General features: G+C 59.8%; 10 protein-coding genes and 1 tRNA gene. 8 read left to right on the top strand and 3 right to left on the bottom strand.

The window, feature by feature from the left end:
- Positions 1-22 precede the first annotated feature (22 nt).
- A complete protein-coding gene (locus tag HF989_RS05610) occupies positions 23-571 on the top strand; it encodes a M48 family metallopeptidase (RefSeq protein ID WP_168684676.1) in 549 nt (182 codons plus the stop codon).
- Here HF989_RS05610 and HF989_RS05605 read toward each other — a convergent pair.
- Positions 568-2028, bottom strand: coding sequence for a zinc-dependent metalloprotease (locus HF989_RS05605; RefSeq protein ID WP_168684675.1), 1461 nt, complete (start codon positions 2026-2028; stop codon positions 568-570). The two genes, HF989_RS05610 and HF989_RS05605, sit on opposite strands and share 4 nt — an antisense overlap.
- Positions 2029-2118: 90 nt before the next feature.
- Here HF989_RS05605 and HF989_RS05600 point away from each other — a divergent pair, with 90 nt between their 5' ends.
- On the top strand, positions 2119-3198 hold the full coding sequence (locus tag HF989_RS05600) for a YlbL family protein (RefSeq protein ID WP_168684673.1): 1080 nt from the start codon (positions 2119-2121) through the stop codon (positions 3196-3198).
- Here HF989_RS05600 and HF989_RS05595 read toward each other — a convergent pair whose 3' ends face one another.
- Positions 3199-3870 carry a hypothetical protein gene (locus HF989_RS05595; RefSeq protein WP_168684671.1) on the bottom strand — a complete coding sequence of 224 codons (672 nt, stop codon included), beginning with the start codon at positions 3868-3870 and terminating at the stop codon, positions 3199-3201.
- A gap of 1 nt (position 3871) precedes the next feature.
- Complete coding sequence (locus HF989_RS05590; RefSeq protein ID WP_051952150.1) at positions 3872-4360, bottom strand: PPA1309 family protein; 489 nt, start codon at positions 4358-4360, stop codon at positions 3872-3874.
- Between the two features lie 172 nt (positions 4361-4532).
- On the opposite strand from HF989_RS05590, the gene HF989_RS05585 reads away from it, so the two are divergent.
- From HF989_RS05585 to HF989_RS05560, 6 genes are all read left to right on the top strand, one after another.
- Positions 4533-7427, top strand: coding sequence for a UPF0182 family protein (locus HF989_RS05585; RefSeq protein WP_246233827.1), 2895 nt, complete (start codon positions 4533-4535; stop codon positions 7425-7427).
- 149 nt (positions 7428-7576) lie between these two features.
- A tRNA-Met gene (locus tag HF989_RS05580) sits at positions 7577-7653 on the top strand.
- A gap of 1213 nt (positions 7654-8866) precedes the next feature.
- Complete coding sequence (locus HF989_RS10925; RefSeq protein ID WP_168684847.1) at positions 8867-9052, top strand: transposase; 186 nt, start codon at positions 8867-8869, stop codon at positions 9050-9052.
- Between the two features lie 440 nt (positions 9053-9492).
- Positions 9493-11085: a type I restriction-modification system subunit M gene (locus HF989_RS05570; protein ID WP_168684667.1), complete on the top strand. Its 1593-nt coding sequence runs from the start codon at positions 9493-9495 to the stop codon at positions 11083-11085.
- Positions 11078-12220, top strand: a complete 1143-nt coding sequence (locus HF989_RS05565) for a restriction endonuclease subunit S (RefSeq protein WP_168684666.1) — start codon at positions 11078-11080, stop codon at positions 12218-12220. The genes HF989_RS05570 and HF989_RS05565 overlap by 8 nt, the downstream gene beginning before the upstream one ends.
- A gap of 6 nt (positions 12221-12226) precedes the next feature.
- Complete coding sequence (locus HF989_RS05560; RefSeq protein WP_168684664.1) at positions 12227-15472, top strand: type I restriction endonuclease subunit R; 3246 nt, start codon at positions 12227-12229, stop codon at positions 15470-15472.
- The last annotated feature ends 1089 nt before the right edge of the window (positions 15473-16561 follow it).

Genomic DNA, 16561 nt, shown 5'->3' with positions numbered 1-16561 from the left:
CGGGATCCTACAATGCAAGGCTATGGCTGGCAGGGAAACTGGATCCGAACCGACGCCGTACCGCGTCATCCGCTCTGCGCGAAGGACCCGGTCGGTGCAGGCAAGGCTCGTCGGCGGAGTGGCGGAGATCCGCATCCCTGCCCACTTCACGCAGGCGCAGGAGCGGGAGGTGGTCGAAGAGATGCTGGCCAAGCTGGCAAAGAAAACGCGGGCGCGCCGGCGTGACGACGCCTCCTTGCGGTCCCGCGCCGAATCCCTGAACGCGAGCGTCTTGGAGGGGCGGGCGAGCATCGGTTCGATCCGCTGGGTGTCTAACCAGCGTTCCAGGTGGGGATCCTGCACCGTGTCCACCGGGGATATCCGCATCAGCGACAGGCTCAGGCAGGTCCCGGATTACGTCCTCAACGCGGTGATCGTCCACGAGCTCACGCACACGTTCATTCCCAACCACAGCGCGGAGTTTTACGCGTGGGCGGATCGGGCGCCGCAGGCAGAGCGTGCCCGCGGCTACCTCGAGGCGTACCAGCGCTTCGGCGAGCCGGAAGCCCGTTCCGAAGACGCTGGCGGCTAGAGCTCGGTGCCGTCCTCGCGGCCGTCGTCTGTGCCGTCGCTGTCTTCCCGCTTGAGCTCCGGGTTGTCGCGCAGCTCCTGCTCGAGTTTGGCGAACTCGTCGTCGAAGTCGGTGTCCGGCTGGTCGTCTAGCAGCGTGTCAATGAAAGCTGCCGGGTTGTCCAGGTGCTCCGCGGTGGGGAGGAAGTCCGGGTGGTTCCACACCTGGTCGCGGCGTTCCGTGCCCACGGCGGTGTCGATGCGGCGCCACAGCTCCGCCGCGTCGCGGGTGCGCGGCGCGCCGAGTTCGATACCGACGATGTTGGCGAAGGCTTGCTCGGCCGATCCGCCGGTGGCACGGCGGCGCGCCCACGCTTCCGCCAGCTGCGGCGTGGACGGGATGCGCTCGCCGAGGGCGTCGGCCACCACCACGTCGACCCAGCCTTCAACGAGCGCAATCAGGGTCTCCAACCGCGAGGTCGCGCCTTCGTTGCGGGTGCCCACGCGCGGGGAGAGGTCCTCGCCCTGCAGGTTCTGCAGCGCCTCCTGGATCTGCTGTGGGTCGCCGCCCTCGAGGTTGAGGTTGCGGGCAATTTCTTCGATGTGGGAGGTGTCGATCTCCAAGCCTGCCGCGTATTCCTCAACGGAGGACACGACGCGCTCCACCAGCCACGGCACGTGGCGGAAGAGGCGCTGGCGCGCGGCTTCGCGGGCGGCGATGTAGACCATGACTTCCTGGCCGGGCAGATTCAGCCCCTTGGAAATCTCCGCGATGTTGCGCGGCAGCACCGCGGCGGTGCCTGCGGGAGCCACCGGCAAGCCAAAGTCGGTGCCGGTGAGCGCCTGCTGGGCAAGGTCGCCGAGGGCGTGGCCGAGCTTCATACCAAACTGCATGGCATTCATCTGGTTCAGCATCCCGGCCATCGGGCCCATCATTTCCCGGGCCTGTTCCGGCATCGTGTCCAGCTGGGCGCGGTTCATGTGCTCGGCAACCGGGTTGACCAGCCGCTTCCACATAGGCATGGTCTGATTCAGCCACTGCTCGGCGTTCCACGCCTGGGCCCTTGCCCCGCTCGCCGGCAGGTCGGTGGCCTCGTCCAGCCACAGCTCCACCAAGCGCAGCGATTCCTCGGCGGCACGGGTGTCTGCCTCGGAAACAGGGCTGGCCCCAGCGACGCGCTGACGTGCCATGCGTGCGGCGAGCTCAAAGTTCACCGCGTCGCCGCTGTCCTGGGCGTTCATGGAAGAGCCCATGCCAGAGAGCATTTGGCCGAGCTGGTTAAACATGTCGCCCAAGCCGCCCCCGCCGGATTGGCCGCCGCCGAAACTTCCCCCGATTCCGAATGCCGCGAACGGGTTTGACGCGTCGCCGTCGCCGCGCCCGTCCCCGCGGCCGTTTCCGCCGCCCCGATTGTTGTCGCCGTTGTCGCCGTCGTCGTTGGAGTCGTTGGGGAAGGAGAAGCCAAATCCGTTAGTCATAACCGCCAGAATACATTCAGCCTGCGCGCTCATGGGTTCGCTGAGAGCCAGCACGGGTGGTGCGCGCGGCCTGCGCTAGAATCTGCGCCCATGTCACAAGGCCTTGAAGCCAGAAACCGGCGGTGGTCGACCCTGGTGTGGGGATCCATCCCGGTTGTCCTGCTCGCGGGAGCGCTGACCGTGGACCACATCCCGGGCACCGACATCCGCCTGACGGTGCCCTACGCGGCGGAAGGCCCCGGGCCCACCTTCGACACGCTCGGCGAGGTCGGCGGCGAGCCGGTCGTGGACATCGAGGGCGCACAGACCCAGGACACCGGAGGCCAGCTCAACATGACCACGGTGTCCGTGCGCACGAACATGACACTCGGCCAGGCGCTCGGCCGGTGGATCGCCACCGACGACACCATCGTGCCGGTGGAGCAGATCCTGCCGCCCGATCTGGACGAGGACCAGGTCCGCGAGTACAACCAGCAGGCGTTTGTGGCCTCGGAGGCGTCAGCGACGGTCGCGGCGATGCACTACCTGGGCCGCCCGACCACGGTGGTGGTGCACGACGTCGTTGACGGCGCGGCCTCCGCGGACATCCTGCAGCCGGGAGACCGGATCACCGCAATTGCCGGGCGCAACGTTTCCACCCCGAACGAGGTGCAGGACATTGTCCGCGCCAAGCGGCCGGGCGAGACCATCGAGGTCACCGTCGAGCGAGGGGACAGCGAGCGCACCGAACTCACCGAGCCGATCGAGCTGGGGGAGAACCCGCACGAGAAGGGCCAGGCGATGCTGGGCATCCTCATGACCTCTGAGCCGGCAGACGGTGTCACGGTGAACTACAACCTCAACGACGTCGGCGGCCCAAGCGCCGGCATGATGTTCTCGCTCGCGGTCATCGACAAGCTCACCCCCGGCGCACTTAACGGCGGCACATTCGTCGCCGGCACCGGCACCATTAACGAGGCCGGCGAGGTCGGCGCGATTGGCGGCATCGAGCACAAGATCCGTGGTGCGGAGGACGCGGGTGCTGAGCTCTTCCTCGCGCCCGCCGGCAACTGCGACGCGGTCAAACGCGCCCGCACCGACCACATGACTGTGGCGAAGGTGGACACGCTCACCGACGCTGTGCAAGCGATGGAGGATTTCGCGGCGGGACGCGACGTTCCCGCCTGCTAGTTACTGCTCCGCCAGGCCCAGGTCGTAGATGCGCTGGCGCGGATCCTCCTGGTCGGTGGAAATCAGCTGCTGCATGACCTGGCCCTCGCGGTTATCCACCACGGTGATGATCGCCGAGGTGCCCAGCGTGGACCAGCCCACCACACGGTCGCCGTTGTCCTCCACCACGCGCGAGGAGCGCAGCTCCGTCAGCAGCTGGGTCGTGGAGGCGGCCTTCGAGTCGGAGTCGAAGAACTGGAACTGGCCGATCCCGTCGCCGGAGCAGTCGAAGGACCCGCTCAGCCCACCGGCTACGCAGGAATCAAACTGGTCGAAGAACTCGGGCGGAGCGAGCGTCGAAAAGCGATCGCGCACGTCGCCCAGTACATTCTCGTCGCGGCTTTTTGCGGTGCTGCTTGTCGACGTCGATTCCGTCGCCGACGAACTCCTCTCCGTCGCCCGCGTTGAGGAGGTGGTCGACGACACAGACGACACGGTCGTGGTGTCCGTCGCCGTAACCGCAGACGTCTGCGTGTCGGGGGTGGGGGACTCGGTGGAGGTGATTTCCGGCGCGGCGGTGTCGTCCGCAGCGTCGTCGGAATCGGTGGAGCAGGCAGACAGCGTCAGTGCGGCTGCAGCTGCGGCGGCGGTGAGCGTGAGAGAACGGGGCCGGAAAGTAGACACGAGTGTCATACTAAACCAGCTCGTCGGGGTCCTGCTCGAGGCCGTAGCGCAGCGCGGCCAGCACGCCCGGCGCGATGCCGGGGCCGCCGCGCAGCTCGATGTCGTCCTGGGCGAACGCCCCGCGCTCCTCCAGCTCCTCGTCGGTGAGGCGCAGCTGCAGCAGCGTCTGGTCGAGGTCTTCCCCGCGCAGCACCCCGGAGAACAAACGGGCGGGGCGCGGCTGGGCATCGTCACCGGCGGAGGCGTCCTTGAACACGATCTCCTGCGCCAAGATCACGCCCTCGACCTCGCTGGGCCAGGCGATGCGGGAGACGTACTCACCCAATTCCTCGGAGCCCGGCAGGATGTGCTCCGGCAAATCCTGTACCACCAGCGTGAGCGGGGAAGAATCATCCAGGTCCACCAGCTCGTCCACAAGCAGCTGCGTCGGCACGAGGCCGAAGAGGGTGGGCGGAGCGTCCCAGCCTTCGGCGTGGACGAACTCGACGGCCTCCATCATGGCCTTATTTAATGCTTGCTGTTCGCGCACGGGAACCCTCCGGACTGCTCGGACGTTGGAGTATTTAAGCTCGAAGCTTATCTGCGTTGCACACACTAATTCTTAAGGAGCAGGCTTGGCTACCCGCCTCAATCGGCCACAACCACGCGCCAAGAAACCGAACACGGGGCTCATGACCACCGTGGCCATTCTCGGCCTTATTCTCATCCTCCTGCCAATGGCGGTCGGGCTGTACACCGACTTCCTCTGGTTCGGCGAGGTTGATTTCCGGGGCGTGTTCAACCGCGTGATCCTGGTGCGGGTGGCGCTGTTTATCATCTTCGCCCTGCTGGGCGGGGCAGTGACATGGCTGGCCGCCCGCTTTGCGTGGCGGGGCCGGCCCAAGGAGGACGCGGCGCCGTTCGACCAGGCCGCGCAATACCGCCAGCAGCTGCAGCAGAGCGTCCGCGGTCTGCTGGTGTGGGTGCCCGTTGTGGTGGCCATCCTCTCCGGCCTTGCCGGCCAGCGGATGTGGCGCGTCTTCATGCTGTGGTTCAACGGCGGCGATTTCGGCACCACCGATGCGGAGTTCGGCCGCGACCTCGGCTTCTACGCGTTTACCCTCCCGGGCATTTCGGCGGTGGTGGACACCCTGTCCATGCTGCTGCTTGTCGCGTTCTTGGTCGGTGCCGTCGGGCACTACCTGTTGGGCGGCATCCGCATCGGCAATAAGGTGTCCGGCATTTCCGGCCACATCAGCAAAGACGCGCGCATCCAGCTCGCCGTCACTGCCGGGCTCTGGATGCTGCTGAAGGCGGTTAGCTACTGGCTGGACCGCTACTACCTGCTGTACGGGCGTAACGACATCTTCACCGGCGCGTCCTACACCACCATCAACGCGATGCTGCCGGCGAAGATCATCCTCACCGTGATCGCGGTGCTCGTAGCCGCGGCGTTCTTCGCCTCCATTGTCTACCGCGACCTCCGCGTCCCGGTCCTGGCCACGGTGCTGATGCTGCTGTCGTCTGTGGTGGTGGGCAACGTCTGGCCCGCGCTGATGGAGCAGTTCTCGGTCAAGCCGAACCGCCAAGCCAAGGAATACGAGTACATCGGGCGCAACATCGAGGCCACGCGTGAGGCGTACGGCCTGACGGACACGCGCGTGGAATACATGGAGAACTGGGGCGCGGGAAACACCTCCAACGCGGAGGTAGCGTCCGACACCGCCACGATTGCCAACCTGCGCCTTCTGGACCCGGAGATCATTTCGCCGACGTTTACCCAGATGCAGCAGCTGCGTAACTTCTACGGCTTCCCGGACCAGCTGGCCATGGACCGCTACGAGGTCGACGGCGAGATGCGCGACTTTGTCGTGGCGGCGCGCGAGATGAACCCGAACTCGCTGAGCGAGAACCAGCGCGATTGGATCAACCGCCACACCGTGTACACCCACGGCAACGGCTTCATCGCCGCCCAGGCGAACACGGTGGACGAGGCGGCGCAAGACGCTGGCTCCACCCGCGGTGGCTTGCCCATCTTCACCGTCTCCGACCTGCAGTCCAACGCCGCCGCTGAGGCCGCTGAGGACGCAGAGGAGCTGGGTATCAAGGTGGACGAACCGCGCATCTACTACGGCCCTGTGATCTCGTCTGCGGACGACGGGCTGGATTACGCCATCGTGGGCGAGACCGGCCAGGGGCCGGTGGAGTACGACACGGACGATTCCACTTACACCTACGACGGCAAGGGCGGCGTGGACATCGGCAACATTGTCAACCGCCTCGCCTACACCGTGAAGTACCAGGAGCTTAACTTCCTGCTTTCGGACCGCGTGGGCGGGGATTCAAAGGTGCTTTACGACCGTGACCCGCGCGAGCGCGTGGAGAAGGTTGCGCCGTGGTTGACCACGGACTCCAAGACCTACCCGGCCGTGGTGGACGGGCGCGTGAAGTGGATCGTTGACGGCTACACCACGCTGTCCCAGCTGCCGTACTCCACCCGCACCTCCCTGCAGGACACCACCCAAGACGCGCTGAACCCGGACGGCACGACCCAGCGCTTGATCACGGACAACGTGGGCTACATCCGCAACTCCGTGAAGGCCACCGTGGACGCGTACGACGGCACCGTGGACCTCTACGCCTTCGACGAGTCCGACCCGGTGCTCAAGGCGTGGCAGGAGACTTTCCCGGGCACGGTCCGCCCGGCGTCCGACATCTCGGATTCCCTGCGCGAGCACCTGCGTTACCCGGAGGACCTGTTCAAGGTGCAGCGTGAGCTGCTGGCCCGCTACCACGTTGATGACCCGGGCGTGTTCTTCAACAACGACGCCTTCTGGTCCGTGCCGAACGACCCGACCGCGCCGGAAGGCCGCGGCCAGCTGAACCAGCCGCCGTACTACGTGGTGGCTGCCGACCCGGAGACGGACGAGCCTTCCTTCCAGCTGATCACCCCGTTCCGCGGCCTCAACCGCGAGTTCCTCTCGGCACACATGGCGGTGTCCTCCGACCCGGAGACCTACGGACAGATCACCGTGCGTGTGCTGCCGACGAATACGCAGACCCAGGGCCCGAAGCAGGCGCAGGACGCGCTGATGTCCTCCGACCAAGTGGCGCGCGACCGCACCCTGTGGGAGGGCACGAACGACCTGAAGAACGGCAACCTGCTCACCCTGCCGGTGGGCGGCGGCGAGATCCTCTACGTCGAGCCGATCTACTCGCAGCGCAAGGACCAGGCCTCGGCCTTCCCGAAGCTGCTGCGCGTGCTGGTGTTCTACCGTGGCCAGGTGGGCTACGCGCCGACGATCTCCCAGGCGCTGAGCCAGGTGGGCATCAACTCCTCCGCGGCCCAGGACATCGAGGTCGTGGACGAGGGCGACGATTCCAACAGCGAGGACCAGCCGGCCCAGAATGAGGGTGAGCAGGACGAGAACCAGGATGCCCCACAGGTGGGCAGGGATGAGGCGATGAACCGCATCAATGACGCCCTGCGCAATCTGGAGGGCGCTCGCGACGGCTCCTTCGAGGAGTACGGCCGTGCCCTGGACCAGCTCGACCGCGCGGTGGAGGAGTACCAGCGGGCGCAGTAAGCACGCCAGGCGCCAGCCCGCCACTCGAGAGTTGAAACGATAGTGCCAAACCCGCTTTTACCAGTGGGTTTGGCGCTATTTATTGCTGTATGTATAGTTACTCCACGTTGCCGGTTACGGCGACAGGCGAAAATCACATAAACGCCCGACGCGGGGTGGAGCAGCTCGGTAGCTCGCTGGGCTCATAACCCAGAGGTCGTAGGTTCGAATCCTGCCCCCGCTACCAATGTGATTGCAACCCGGTCAGAGGAGACATTCTCTGGCCGGGTTTTTGCTGCTTCACCTGCCCTGGGTCCGGCGAAGCAAATTGAAGGTTGAGAATCGCAGAGGCACAGGTTCGAACTTGCCAACCTTGGCTGTCAAGGCGAATGCGACCGGTCATCAGTACTGCTCAAGCAATGGAATCTATACGTAGTGCATGCCTCGCAGAGCACTCTCCTGCGAAGTGATTGTGGTGCTCCTATCGCCCCATCGACGGCTCGGTTCGTCAAGAAGAGATTTAAATTGTCGGGATACCGGCCAAGAGCAGGTCTAGCCGGACGTACAGGGTGGGCAGAACTTCTTTGTCGATGCGACGTCCTCAATTTCTATACGCTCTCACCCGGCTCGGGTGCCGACGGTGGGACCGTCTGGTCCTATTGTTGGGTGTCATCCGCTGCCGTCGTAGCTCAGACCAAGAATCAATGTCTGGCTGCGTACCCGCAAGATATCGCTCATTGTGGGAAGATTCCCGATATGACGAAATTACTGGAAGTTCGGGACGGTAAAACTGACTGCCCGGAATGTGGCCGCAAAGTGCGTGTGAACCTCAAGCGCGGGTACCTGTACTCCCACTCGAGGACGGGCAGCGAGAAAGCATGCTACGTAAACGGCGATTATGAGTTCAAGGTTGTTGAAGTACCTCCGAAAAGGATTCCCGAAGCAGCGATTGAAAGCATGATCCTGCAACAGAGGCGCGAAATCTCCCAACACAAACGCAAGAGGCGGCGTCAGAATTACGAGTTCGTACACCTAAAGCCCGACCCCTACCCCGAGAACTGGTCGCGTAGCTTTCGTTCATCCGGCTATACACAGTAGCTGTTTGAGCTGGAGGTGGCCGTCCCGGATTTGAACAGGCCCACTATCAGCAACCCCCACAACGCACTGAGGGGCGCACCACGCGTGTACAAATCCGTGGCGCTTCACGGGGTCTTTGGTTCACCAGTGATGTTCACGAAGGCATCCAGCACGCCTTTTCCGAAGTGCTGCCTGGTGCGCCGTAGCGGCGGTACTATACCCACTTTTAGGGAACCTCCACGAGAGGTGCACGAAAACGCGATTGACACGATCTCGACGTTGTTCCAAACAACCCACCAACGACCTGATGCCCTGCCCGACTGGGCACATTCACACGAAGTTGTTGACCTGCTAAGACCGAAATTCCCGCAAGCTAGAGCGGTATCTGGAGGAAACACTCGACCAGGCGTTGGCGTCTTATCGCAGTCCCGAAATCGGAATGTGCGAAGGTGTGGTCGAACAACCTCGCTGAATGGTTGAACCGGAAAATTCGCCGGCTTGCCGGCGCTATTAGGATCCCGAACCGCGATTCCATCATCCGCTCTGGGGGCTGGGGCATTGCCCCATAACACAAGGACTGTACCCAGCAGAAACGCTACATGTCACTGTCTGCACTCGAACACACCAAACACCTTATGCACCGCACAGCAGAAAATCACGGCGGCGACCTAATCGCCTAACCCCAACCGAATACCGAGCCGGGAGCGCAAACAACTACGCCACTACCCTGGACCCGACCTCGAAAGGTTACGGCCAGGAACATGGATATAGGCTCACTGCGACTCGTGCCGGAGTGGTTTAGTACGGCTAGCTGTGGGTGGTTTCTGTTCATGGCCGATCCGCAGCCGCTTCGGTTGCCGCTCTCGGCTCCGACCGTCGCAACCCCCGGTAAATGCTCACTGGGTAAAGCACGGAACGATTCGGACACGTTTCCTTTTCGAGTGAATAGAGGAGTGGGTATGAGAGGATTGAGGGGTTCGGAAACAACTCATTAGGAAGCACACTAACCATGGCTGATATTGCTAAAGAGGTAGCAGAAAATGCTCCAGCCGGCGGCTTTGCGCAGCGCACGGAGTTACATAAGACCATCTGGAAGATTGCGAACGGTCTTCGTGGGTCAGTCGATGGGTGGGATTTCAAGAGTTACGTGCTCAACATGCTGTTCTACCGCTTTATCTCGGAAAACCTCACCGCGTACCTCAACGCTGAAGACTCTGAACTTGATTACGCAAACCTCTCGGATGAGGACGCAGAATACGGACGCGCGGGTGTAGTCCAGGACAAGGGCTTCTTCATCCTGCCGTCGCAGCTTTTCAAAAATGTCCAGGCGAAGGCACACGATGACCCCAACCTCAATGAGACTATCGAGCTGGTTCTCCGTAATATCGAATCCAGCGCGGTCGGTACAGAATCCGAAGATGACTTCAAGGGACTTTTCGATGATTTCCAGGTCAACTCCACGAAGCTGGGCGCGACCGTGGCTGAGCGAAACAAAAAACTCGTGCAACTGCTCGATGCAGTCGCGGCACTTCCCCTTGGCAGCTTCGAGGACAACTCCATCGATCTGTTCGGTGACGCATACGAATTCCTCATGCAGATGTATGCGTCCAACGCGGGTAAGTCTGGTGGTGAATTCTTCACTCCCCAAGAAGTCTCCGAGCTACTCGCCCGAATTGCGGCATCGGGCAAGGAAAAGGTGCGCCAGGTATACGACCCAGCGTGTGGCTCCGGCTCGCTACTGCTGAAGTTCGCCAAGGTGCTGGGCAAGGAGAACGTCGGCGGGTTCTATGGGCAAGAGATCAACATCACCACGTATAATCTCGCCCGCATGAATATGTTCTTGCACGATATTGGGTTTGAATCCTTCGATATTCAGCGTGGGGACACACTCATCAACCCGCTTCACGACGATATTGAGCCGTTCGATGCAATCGTGTCTAACCCGCCATATTCGATCCACTGGGAGGGCGCAGACAACCCAGTGCTGATTAACGATGATCGTTACTCACCTGCTGGTGTGCTTGCACCGAAATCCAAGGCGGATCTCGCGTTCACAATGCATATGCTGTCGTACCTCGACGTAGATGGCACTGCAGCCATTGTTGAGTTCCCCGGTGCGATGTATCGCGGGGGTGCGGAGAAGCAGATCCGCGAGTACCTTATCAAGAACAACTTCGTCCAGGCTGTCATCCAGCTTCCGGCAGACCTGTTCTTCGGCACGCCGATTGCTACCTGCATCCTTGTGCTGAAGAAATCCAAGGAAGACAACTCCATCCTGTTCGTGGACGCGTCCAAGCACTTCAAGCGCGTGGGCAAGAACAACAAGCTCTTCCCCGAGCACCAGGACGCAATCCTGAAGCTCTACGAGGATCGTGAAGAGGTCGAGTACGAGACGGCGCTCGTCTCCAACGAGGACGTGCTCGACAACGACTCCAACCTCTCGATCAACTCCTACGTCGAGCGCGAGGATGTGCGCGAGGTTATCGACGTTAAGGCTCTCAATGAGGAGCTGCGCCAGATCGTCTCCCGCCAGGAAGTCCTTCGCCAGTCCATCGATGAGATCGTGGCTGACCTAGAAGGTGAGGTGGGCGCAGATGAGTAAGCTCGATGAGCTAGTTCAAGAGCTGTGCCCCGACGGAGTAGAGCGAGTCGCACTCGGAGAGGTTACAGAACTCAAGCGTGGAACTTCAATTAGTAAGAAAAATATTCAAACCGGCGAAGTACCTGTAATCGCCGGAGGATTAAACCCTGCATATTACATCGACAAACCGAACCGCGAAGGCAAGGTAATCGTTGTTGCTGGTTCTGGCGCTAATGCAGGATTTGTAAGTTTTTGGGATGAGCCTGTTTTCGTATCAGACGCGTTCAGTATCCAGTCGCATAATGACCATTTGCTGCTCAAGTTTGTATTTCATGTCCTTAAGTCCAAGCAAGACCAGCTGCATGACCTTAAGAAAGGGGGTGGGGTTCCTCACGTTTACGCCAAGGATGCTGCTGTTCTTCAGATCCCCCTCCCACCTCTTGGAGTCCAGGAAGAGATCGTGCGGATTCTCGATCAGTTCGTGGAGCTAGACCGCGAGCTAGAGGAAGAGATCGCCGGGCGCGAAAAACAGTTCCAGAACGCCCGAGAAGCACTTCTTGACGTAGTGTCCGCTGGGACGGTGCGAATCGGCGATCTGGCGACAGTCGCCCGTGGAGCTTCACCCCGCCCCATTAAGAAGTTCACTACGGATGATCCAGACGGCATTCCTTGGATCAAGATCGGAGATGTACCGGTCGGAGGAAAATTCATCACCCAAACTGCTGAGCGAGTCACTCAAGAGGGTGCTCAGAAATCCCGCATGGTTTATCCCGGCGATTTCGTGCTCTCAAACTCAATGAGTTTTGGTCGCCCGTATATCACTCAAATTGAAGGAGCGATTCATGACGGCTGGCTGTCAATCAGCGATTTCGAAGACTCATGCATTCCTGACTATCTTTACTATCTTCTTAGCTCGGGAGTAGTCCAAAGCCAGTTCGCCAGAGTTGCAAGCTCCGGAACAGTTTCTAACTTGAATTCTAAAGTCGTGCAAGGCGTGGGGGTCCCCCTCCCGCCGCTTGAGGTCCAAGAAGAAATCGCCACCAAGCTCGATACTTTCACGGAATACGTCGACAACCTGAAGCGAGAGCGCGAGCTACGTCAAAAGCAGTACGAGTACTACCGTGACCAGCTTCTCGATTTCGACGCGAAGGAGTAATCCGAAATGGCACAGTTCACGAACCCATCTCGCTCCTTCTCGCCCCGCCCGCAACACGTCTACACCGACCCGGTTGCGGTCACGGACACGTCCACGGTCATAGCCAACTACGTAGCAGACGGCAAAAGTGCTACTGGGTATCAGTCTGAATTTGATCTTGAAGATGCTTTCATCAAGCAGCTCAAAAGCCAGGCGTATGAGCACGCGGATATTCGCACTCCCGAAGTAATGCGCGATAACCTCCGTCACAAACTCGAGGCCCTGAACGATTACGCCTTCACAGATTCAGAGTGGGAAACCTTCTACCACGCGGAAATCGCAAACCCGTCGTCGGGCATCGTGGAGAAGACTCGGACAATCCATGTTGATCACGAGAAAAACCTGATCCGAGATGACGGCACTACAAAAAATATCCGACTGATCGACAAGTCGAACATCTACCGGAATTCCCTTCAGGTCATTAACCAGTACTCAACCAAGGGTAGCGACAAGGGCAGCCAATCCAACCGCTATGACGTGACCGTACTCGTAAACGGGCTTCCACTTGTCCATATCGAGCTAAAGCGTCGGGGTGTGGCGATTCGCGAGGCCTTCAACCAGATCGACCGCTACCAGCGCGATTCTTTCTGGGCGGACGAGGGACTTTTCCAATACGTCCAATTGTTCGTGATCTCCAACGGAACGCAGACGAAGTACTACTCAAATACCACTCGTGACCTGCATGTGAAGGAAGCAGCGGGTAAGACTGACCCCCGGAAGAACAAGAAGAAGACTTCGAACTCCTTCGAGTTCACTTCTTGGTGGGCGGATGCGAGCAATAAACCGATCACGGATCTGATCGCGTTTGCCAAGACTTTCATGTCCAAGCACACGCTGTTGTCTGTACTTACTAGGTACTGCGTGTTCACTGTCGATGAGCTGCTGCTGGTCATGCGTCCGTATCAGATCGCAGCAGCCGAGCGCATCCTGAATCGAATCGAGCGATCTGTGCTCAACAAGCAGCTCGGAACGATTAACGCGGGCGGCTACATCTGGCACACCACTGGCTCAGGCAAGACGCTTACCTCGTTTAAGACCGCCCAGCTCGCTTCCGAGATGGATTCTGTGGACAAGGTGATCTTCGTCGTGGATCGAAAGGATCTGGATTACCAGACCATCCGCGAGTACGACCGTTTCGAGAGGGGCGCAGCCAACTCGAATACGTCCACGCGCGTCCTTTCGCAGCAACTTTCCACGCGCGAAGAGTTGCTTGCAGAAATCGAGCAGCGCGAGCGTGAGGGTAAATCCACGGGCGGGATTGATTTATCTCGGGCGGACTCGAAGATCGTGATCACGACCATCCAGAAGATGAGCCACTTTATCGCCGGAAACGACAAGCGCGAGATCTACAACAAGCACGCCGTATTTATCTTCGATGAGTGCCACCGCTCTCAATTCGGCAGCATGCATACCTCGATTAAGAAGAAGTTCAAGAAGGCTAACTTCTTCGGATTCACCGGCACCCCGATCTTCGATCAGAACAAGGTCGGCTCCAACCCGAACCTGCAAACGACAGCACAAGCCTTCGGCGACTTGCTCCACGCGTACACGATTGTGGACGCTATTCGGGATAAGAACGTGCTGCCGTTCCGCGTGGAATACAACGAGCTTGCGCCGGTCGATCCTGATCCTCATTCCCCGGTAGAGCAGCGAATGGCTGAACTACTCGCGCCCGGACGTGTCGAAGCGATCACTGGCTACATCTTGGAACATTTCGATCAGAAGACGAAGCGTGATCTCGGGCAGACGTACATGCACAAGGTTGTGACCAACGTGGAGCAATCCGTGCGCAAGCGTGGCGCACTTGATGCAACGAAGTCGGATAAGATCGTGCGCGGTTTTAATGCGCTGTTTGCGACTGACTCCATTCCGGCAGCTCGGACATATTATGAGGCGTTCGCCCGACAGCAAGAGCACGTTGCGCCAGAGCAGCGCTTGAAGGTGGCGACGATTTTCTCAGCGCAATCGACTCCAAACGGCGCGGTAGACATTATTGAGGATGAGGACTTCGATACCTCGAAGCTTTCCGGCGACAATCTGGAGTTCTTAGCGGGCGCGGTGTCCGACTACAACGAGATGTTCGCCACCAACTACGACGCGCACGATCCAGAATCGTTCGAGAATTACTACAAGGATCTCTCTCAGCGGATCAAAAACCGCGAGATTGACCTTGTGATTGTTGTGAACATGCTCTTGACTGGGTTTGATGCGACTACGCTCAACACCTTGTTTGTTGACAAGAACCTGCGGATGCACGGGCTGATTCAGGCGTATTCACGCACGAACAGAATTCTCAACTCTGTAAAGACCTACGGCAATATCGTGGCGTTTCGTGACCTAGACGAGAACACGAACGAAGCCTTGGAGTTGTTCGGCAATGCTGATAATGCGGCTCAGGTAGCGATCCTCGCCCCGTTCAAGGACTTCTACCGGGACTACGAGCGCAAGGTGGAGGATTTGAAGGAGTTCTACCCAGCTGGGGAACTCATCGTGTCCGAGAAGGCGCAGGTTGCGTTTGTGAAGATTTACGGTGAGATCCTCAAGCTGGAGAACATCCTGACTTCCTTCGATGAGTTCCATGACAAGAAGCTCATCACTGAGCGCGAGTCGCAGGATTACAAGTCGATGTACTTGGACCTCCACGACGAGTTCAAGGCACGTCGCGACGCTGAGCGCGGGGTGGACAACTCGCACGTTGATGCCCCGGATGATAACCAGCTGGTGTTCGAAATCGAGCTGGTAAAACAGGTTGAGATCAACGTGGACTACATCGTCATGCTGATTGACGATTACCGGACCAAACAGGGGCAAGGCGACGAGGCTGGCGCGCGGGAGACTCGTGCGATCATCGGGCGTAGTGTCGACGCGTCTCCGACCTTGCGCGACAAGCGCGACCTCATCGAAGAGTTCATGGATTCCGAGGACGGCGCTGGCGCGTCCGGCGATACGGATGTGCGCTGGGAGCAGTTCATGGCGATCCGGCGTGACCAGGAACTCAACGAGTTGATCGAGGCAGAGAAGCTGAAAGCTGACCAGACCTACTCGTTTGTGGAGGAAGCACTTCGCACTGGCGTGGTGTCTACCTCTGGCACGGCGATGACGAAGCTTTTGCCGACCACGTCCAGGTTTGGGCGACAGGCAAACCACGATGAGGTGCGCGCTCGTGTGGGCAGAAAGCTGACAGCGTTCGTGGATCGTTTCTCGATGCTGTAGGTAAGGGGTGGTGCTGGCCGCGCTCGGCGTGGCTGCATCATCCTGGTGCTCTGAAGGGCAGTCCCGAGGGGAGCGCGTATGGAGCCACTTACTAGGTGAATCGGTGGGATCACTTAGTAGGTGGTTTTCTCGTTGCCGGTTGACGAGGCGCAGGCGTTGTACTAGGGGCTGGGCAGGGCGCGTTAGTTAATCCGGCGTCACAGTGGTCGTACGCATTACTTTTAATGTGACGTAATTCACTGGCGGTTAATTACACAGTTGTAAGGCAAAATCCTACCTAGCAGACACAAGAAGCGCGCGGTTGTTTTCTTTGTCCGTACCCCTTGAGCTGGGTCGATAGGAAACGCGCTTCGGGCGAAAATACCCACCTACGGGGGAACCTACTAGATGTAGTAGTGATAGTCCGTTTTGGACACAATGGTCTAAGGTAAATGCCGGGACTGAGCGGCAACTCAGCCCCGGCTTGAGAGGTTAGACTCTCCTATCACTTCGTGGTGATGCTGGCGAGTCTAACGGAGTTCACAGCGTTTCACCTAAGAAACGTGCTCACTCTCACTTTTCGCGCGAAGATACTTTTCGCAGAAAGGAATGAGCTATGGCTCGTTATGTTCATCGTTCCGCAAAGACCGGACGATTTGTTTCCAACGCTGCTGCTGCGCGGTGGCCCGGCAAGACCACGACTGAGCGAGTAGGTCCCGGTACGGGTAACGCCCGTAAGGTGACCCGTTCGGCAAAGACTGGTCGCTTCGTTCGGGGTGGACGCGATGACATCGACCCCTCCGGGACGATTGTGCAGTTGGTCTAACCACAGACCGACTGGCGCTCCAGTTTGGAGTGCCGAGATAGCGAAAGGGACCTGTTGTGTTCGTCCATTCGGACGGTGTGGCAGGTCCCTTTTCGTGTGGCTTTCCTCGCCTCGCCGGGGTGTGTGACCACCTGCGGGAATGTTCTGTTAGTGCTGGTCAGGAGGGTTGTTCAGCATTTGCGCAGGAGGAAACGGGAAATGTGCGGGGGTTTTGGCGGGAAGCATTTCTGTAGGGAGTACCTTAGAGCTGGTCACAGAGTTTTACGAAACGCTCTGATTACAAC

The organism is Corynebacterium mucifaciens (genome assembly GCF_012396315.1).
Classification (GTDB): Bacteria; Actinomycetota; Actinomycetes; order Mycobacteriales; family Mycobacteriaceae; genus Corynebacterium; species Corynebacterium mucifaciens.
The sequence above is the reverse complement of the archived record's forward strand: the minus strand, read 5'-3'. Positions and strand labels throughout refer to the sequence as shown.

Bases quoted from the DNA above. Each gene is read 5' to 3' on its own strand.
- HF989_RS05585 (WP_246233827.1), top strand. From the start codon at position 4,533: ATGACCACCGTGGCCATTCTCGGCCTTATTCTCATCCTCCTGCCAATG.
- HF989_RS05595 (WP_168684671.1), bottom strand. From the start codon at position 3,870: ATGACACTCGTGTCTACTTTCCGGCCCCGTTCTCTCACGCTCACCGCC.
- HF989_RS05600 (WP_168684673.1), top strand. From the start codon at position 2,119: ATGTCACAAGGCCTTGAAGCCAGAAACCGGCGGTGGTCGACCCTGGTG.
- HF989_RS05560 (WP_168684664.1), top strand. From the start codon at position 12,227: ATGGCACAGTTCACGAACCCATCTCGCTCCTTCTCGCCCCGCCCGCAA.
- HF989_RS05610 (WP_168684676.1), top strand. From the start codon at position 23: ATGGCTGGCAGGGAAACTGGATCCGAACCGACGCCGTACCGCGTCATC.
- HF989_RS05565 (WP_168684666.1), top strand. From the start codon at position 11,078: ATGAGTAAGCTCGATGAGCTAGTTCAAGAGCTGTGCCCCGACGGAGTA.
- HF989_RS05590 (WP_051952150.1), bottom strand. From the start codon at position 4,360: ATGATGGAGGCCGTCGAGTTCGTCCACGCCGAAGGCTGGGACGCTCCG.
- HF989_RS05605 (WP_168684675.1), bottom strand. From the start codon at position 2,028: ATGACTAACGGATTTGGCTTCTCCTTCCCCAACGACTCCAACGACGAC.
- HF989_RS05570 (WP_168684667.1), top strand. From the start codon at position 9,493: ATGGCTGATATTGCTAAAGAGGTAGCAGAAAATGCTCCAGCCGGCGGC.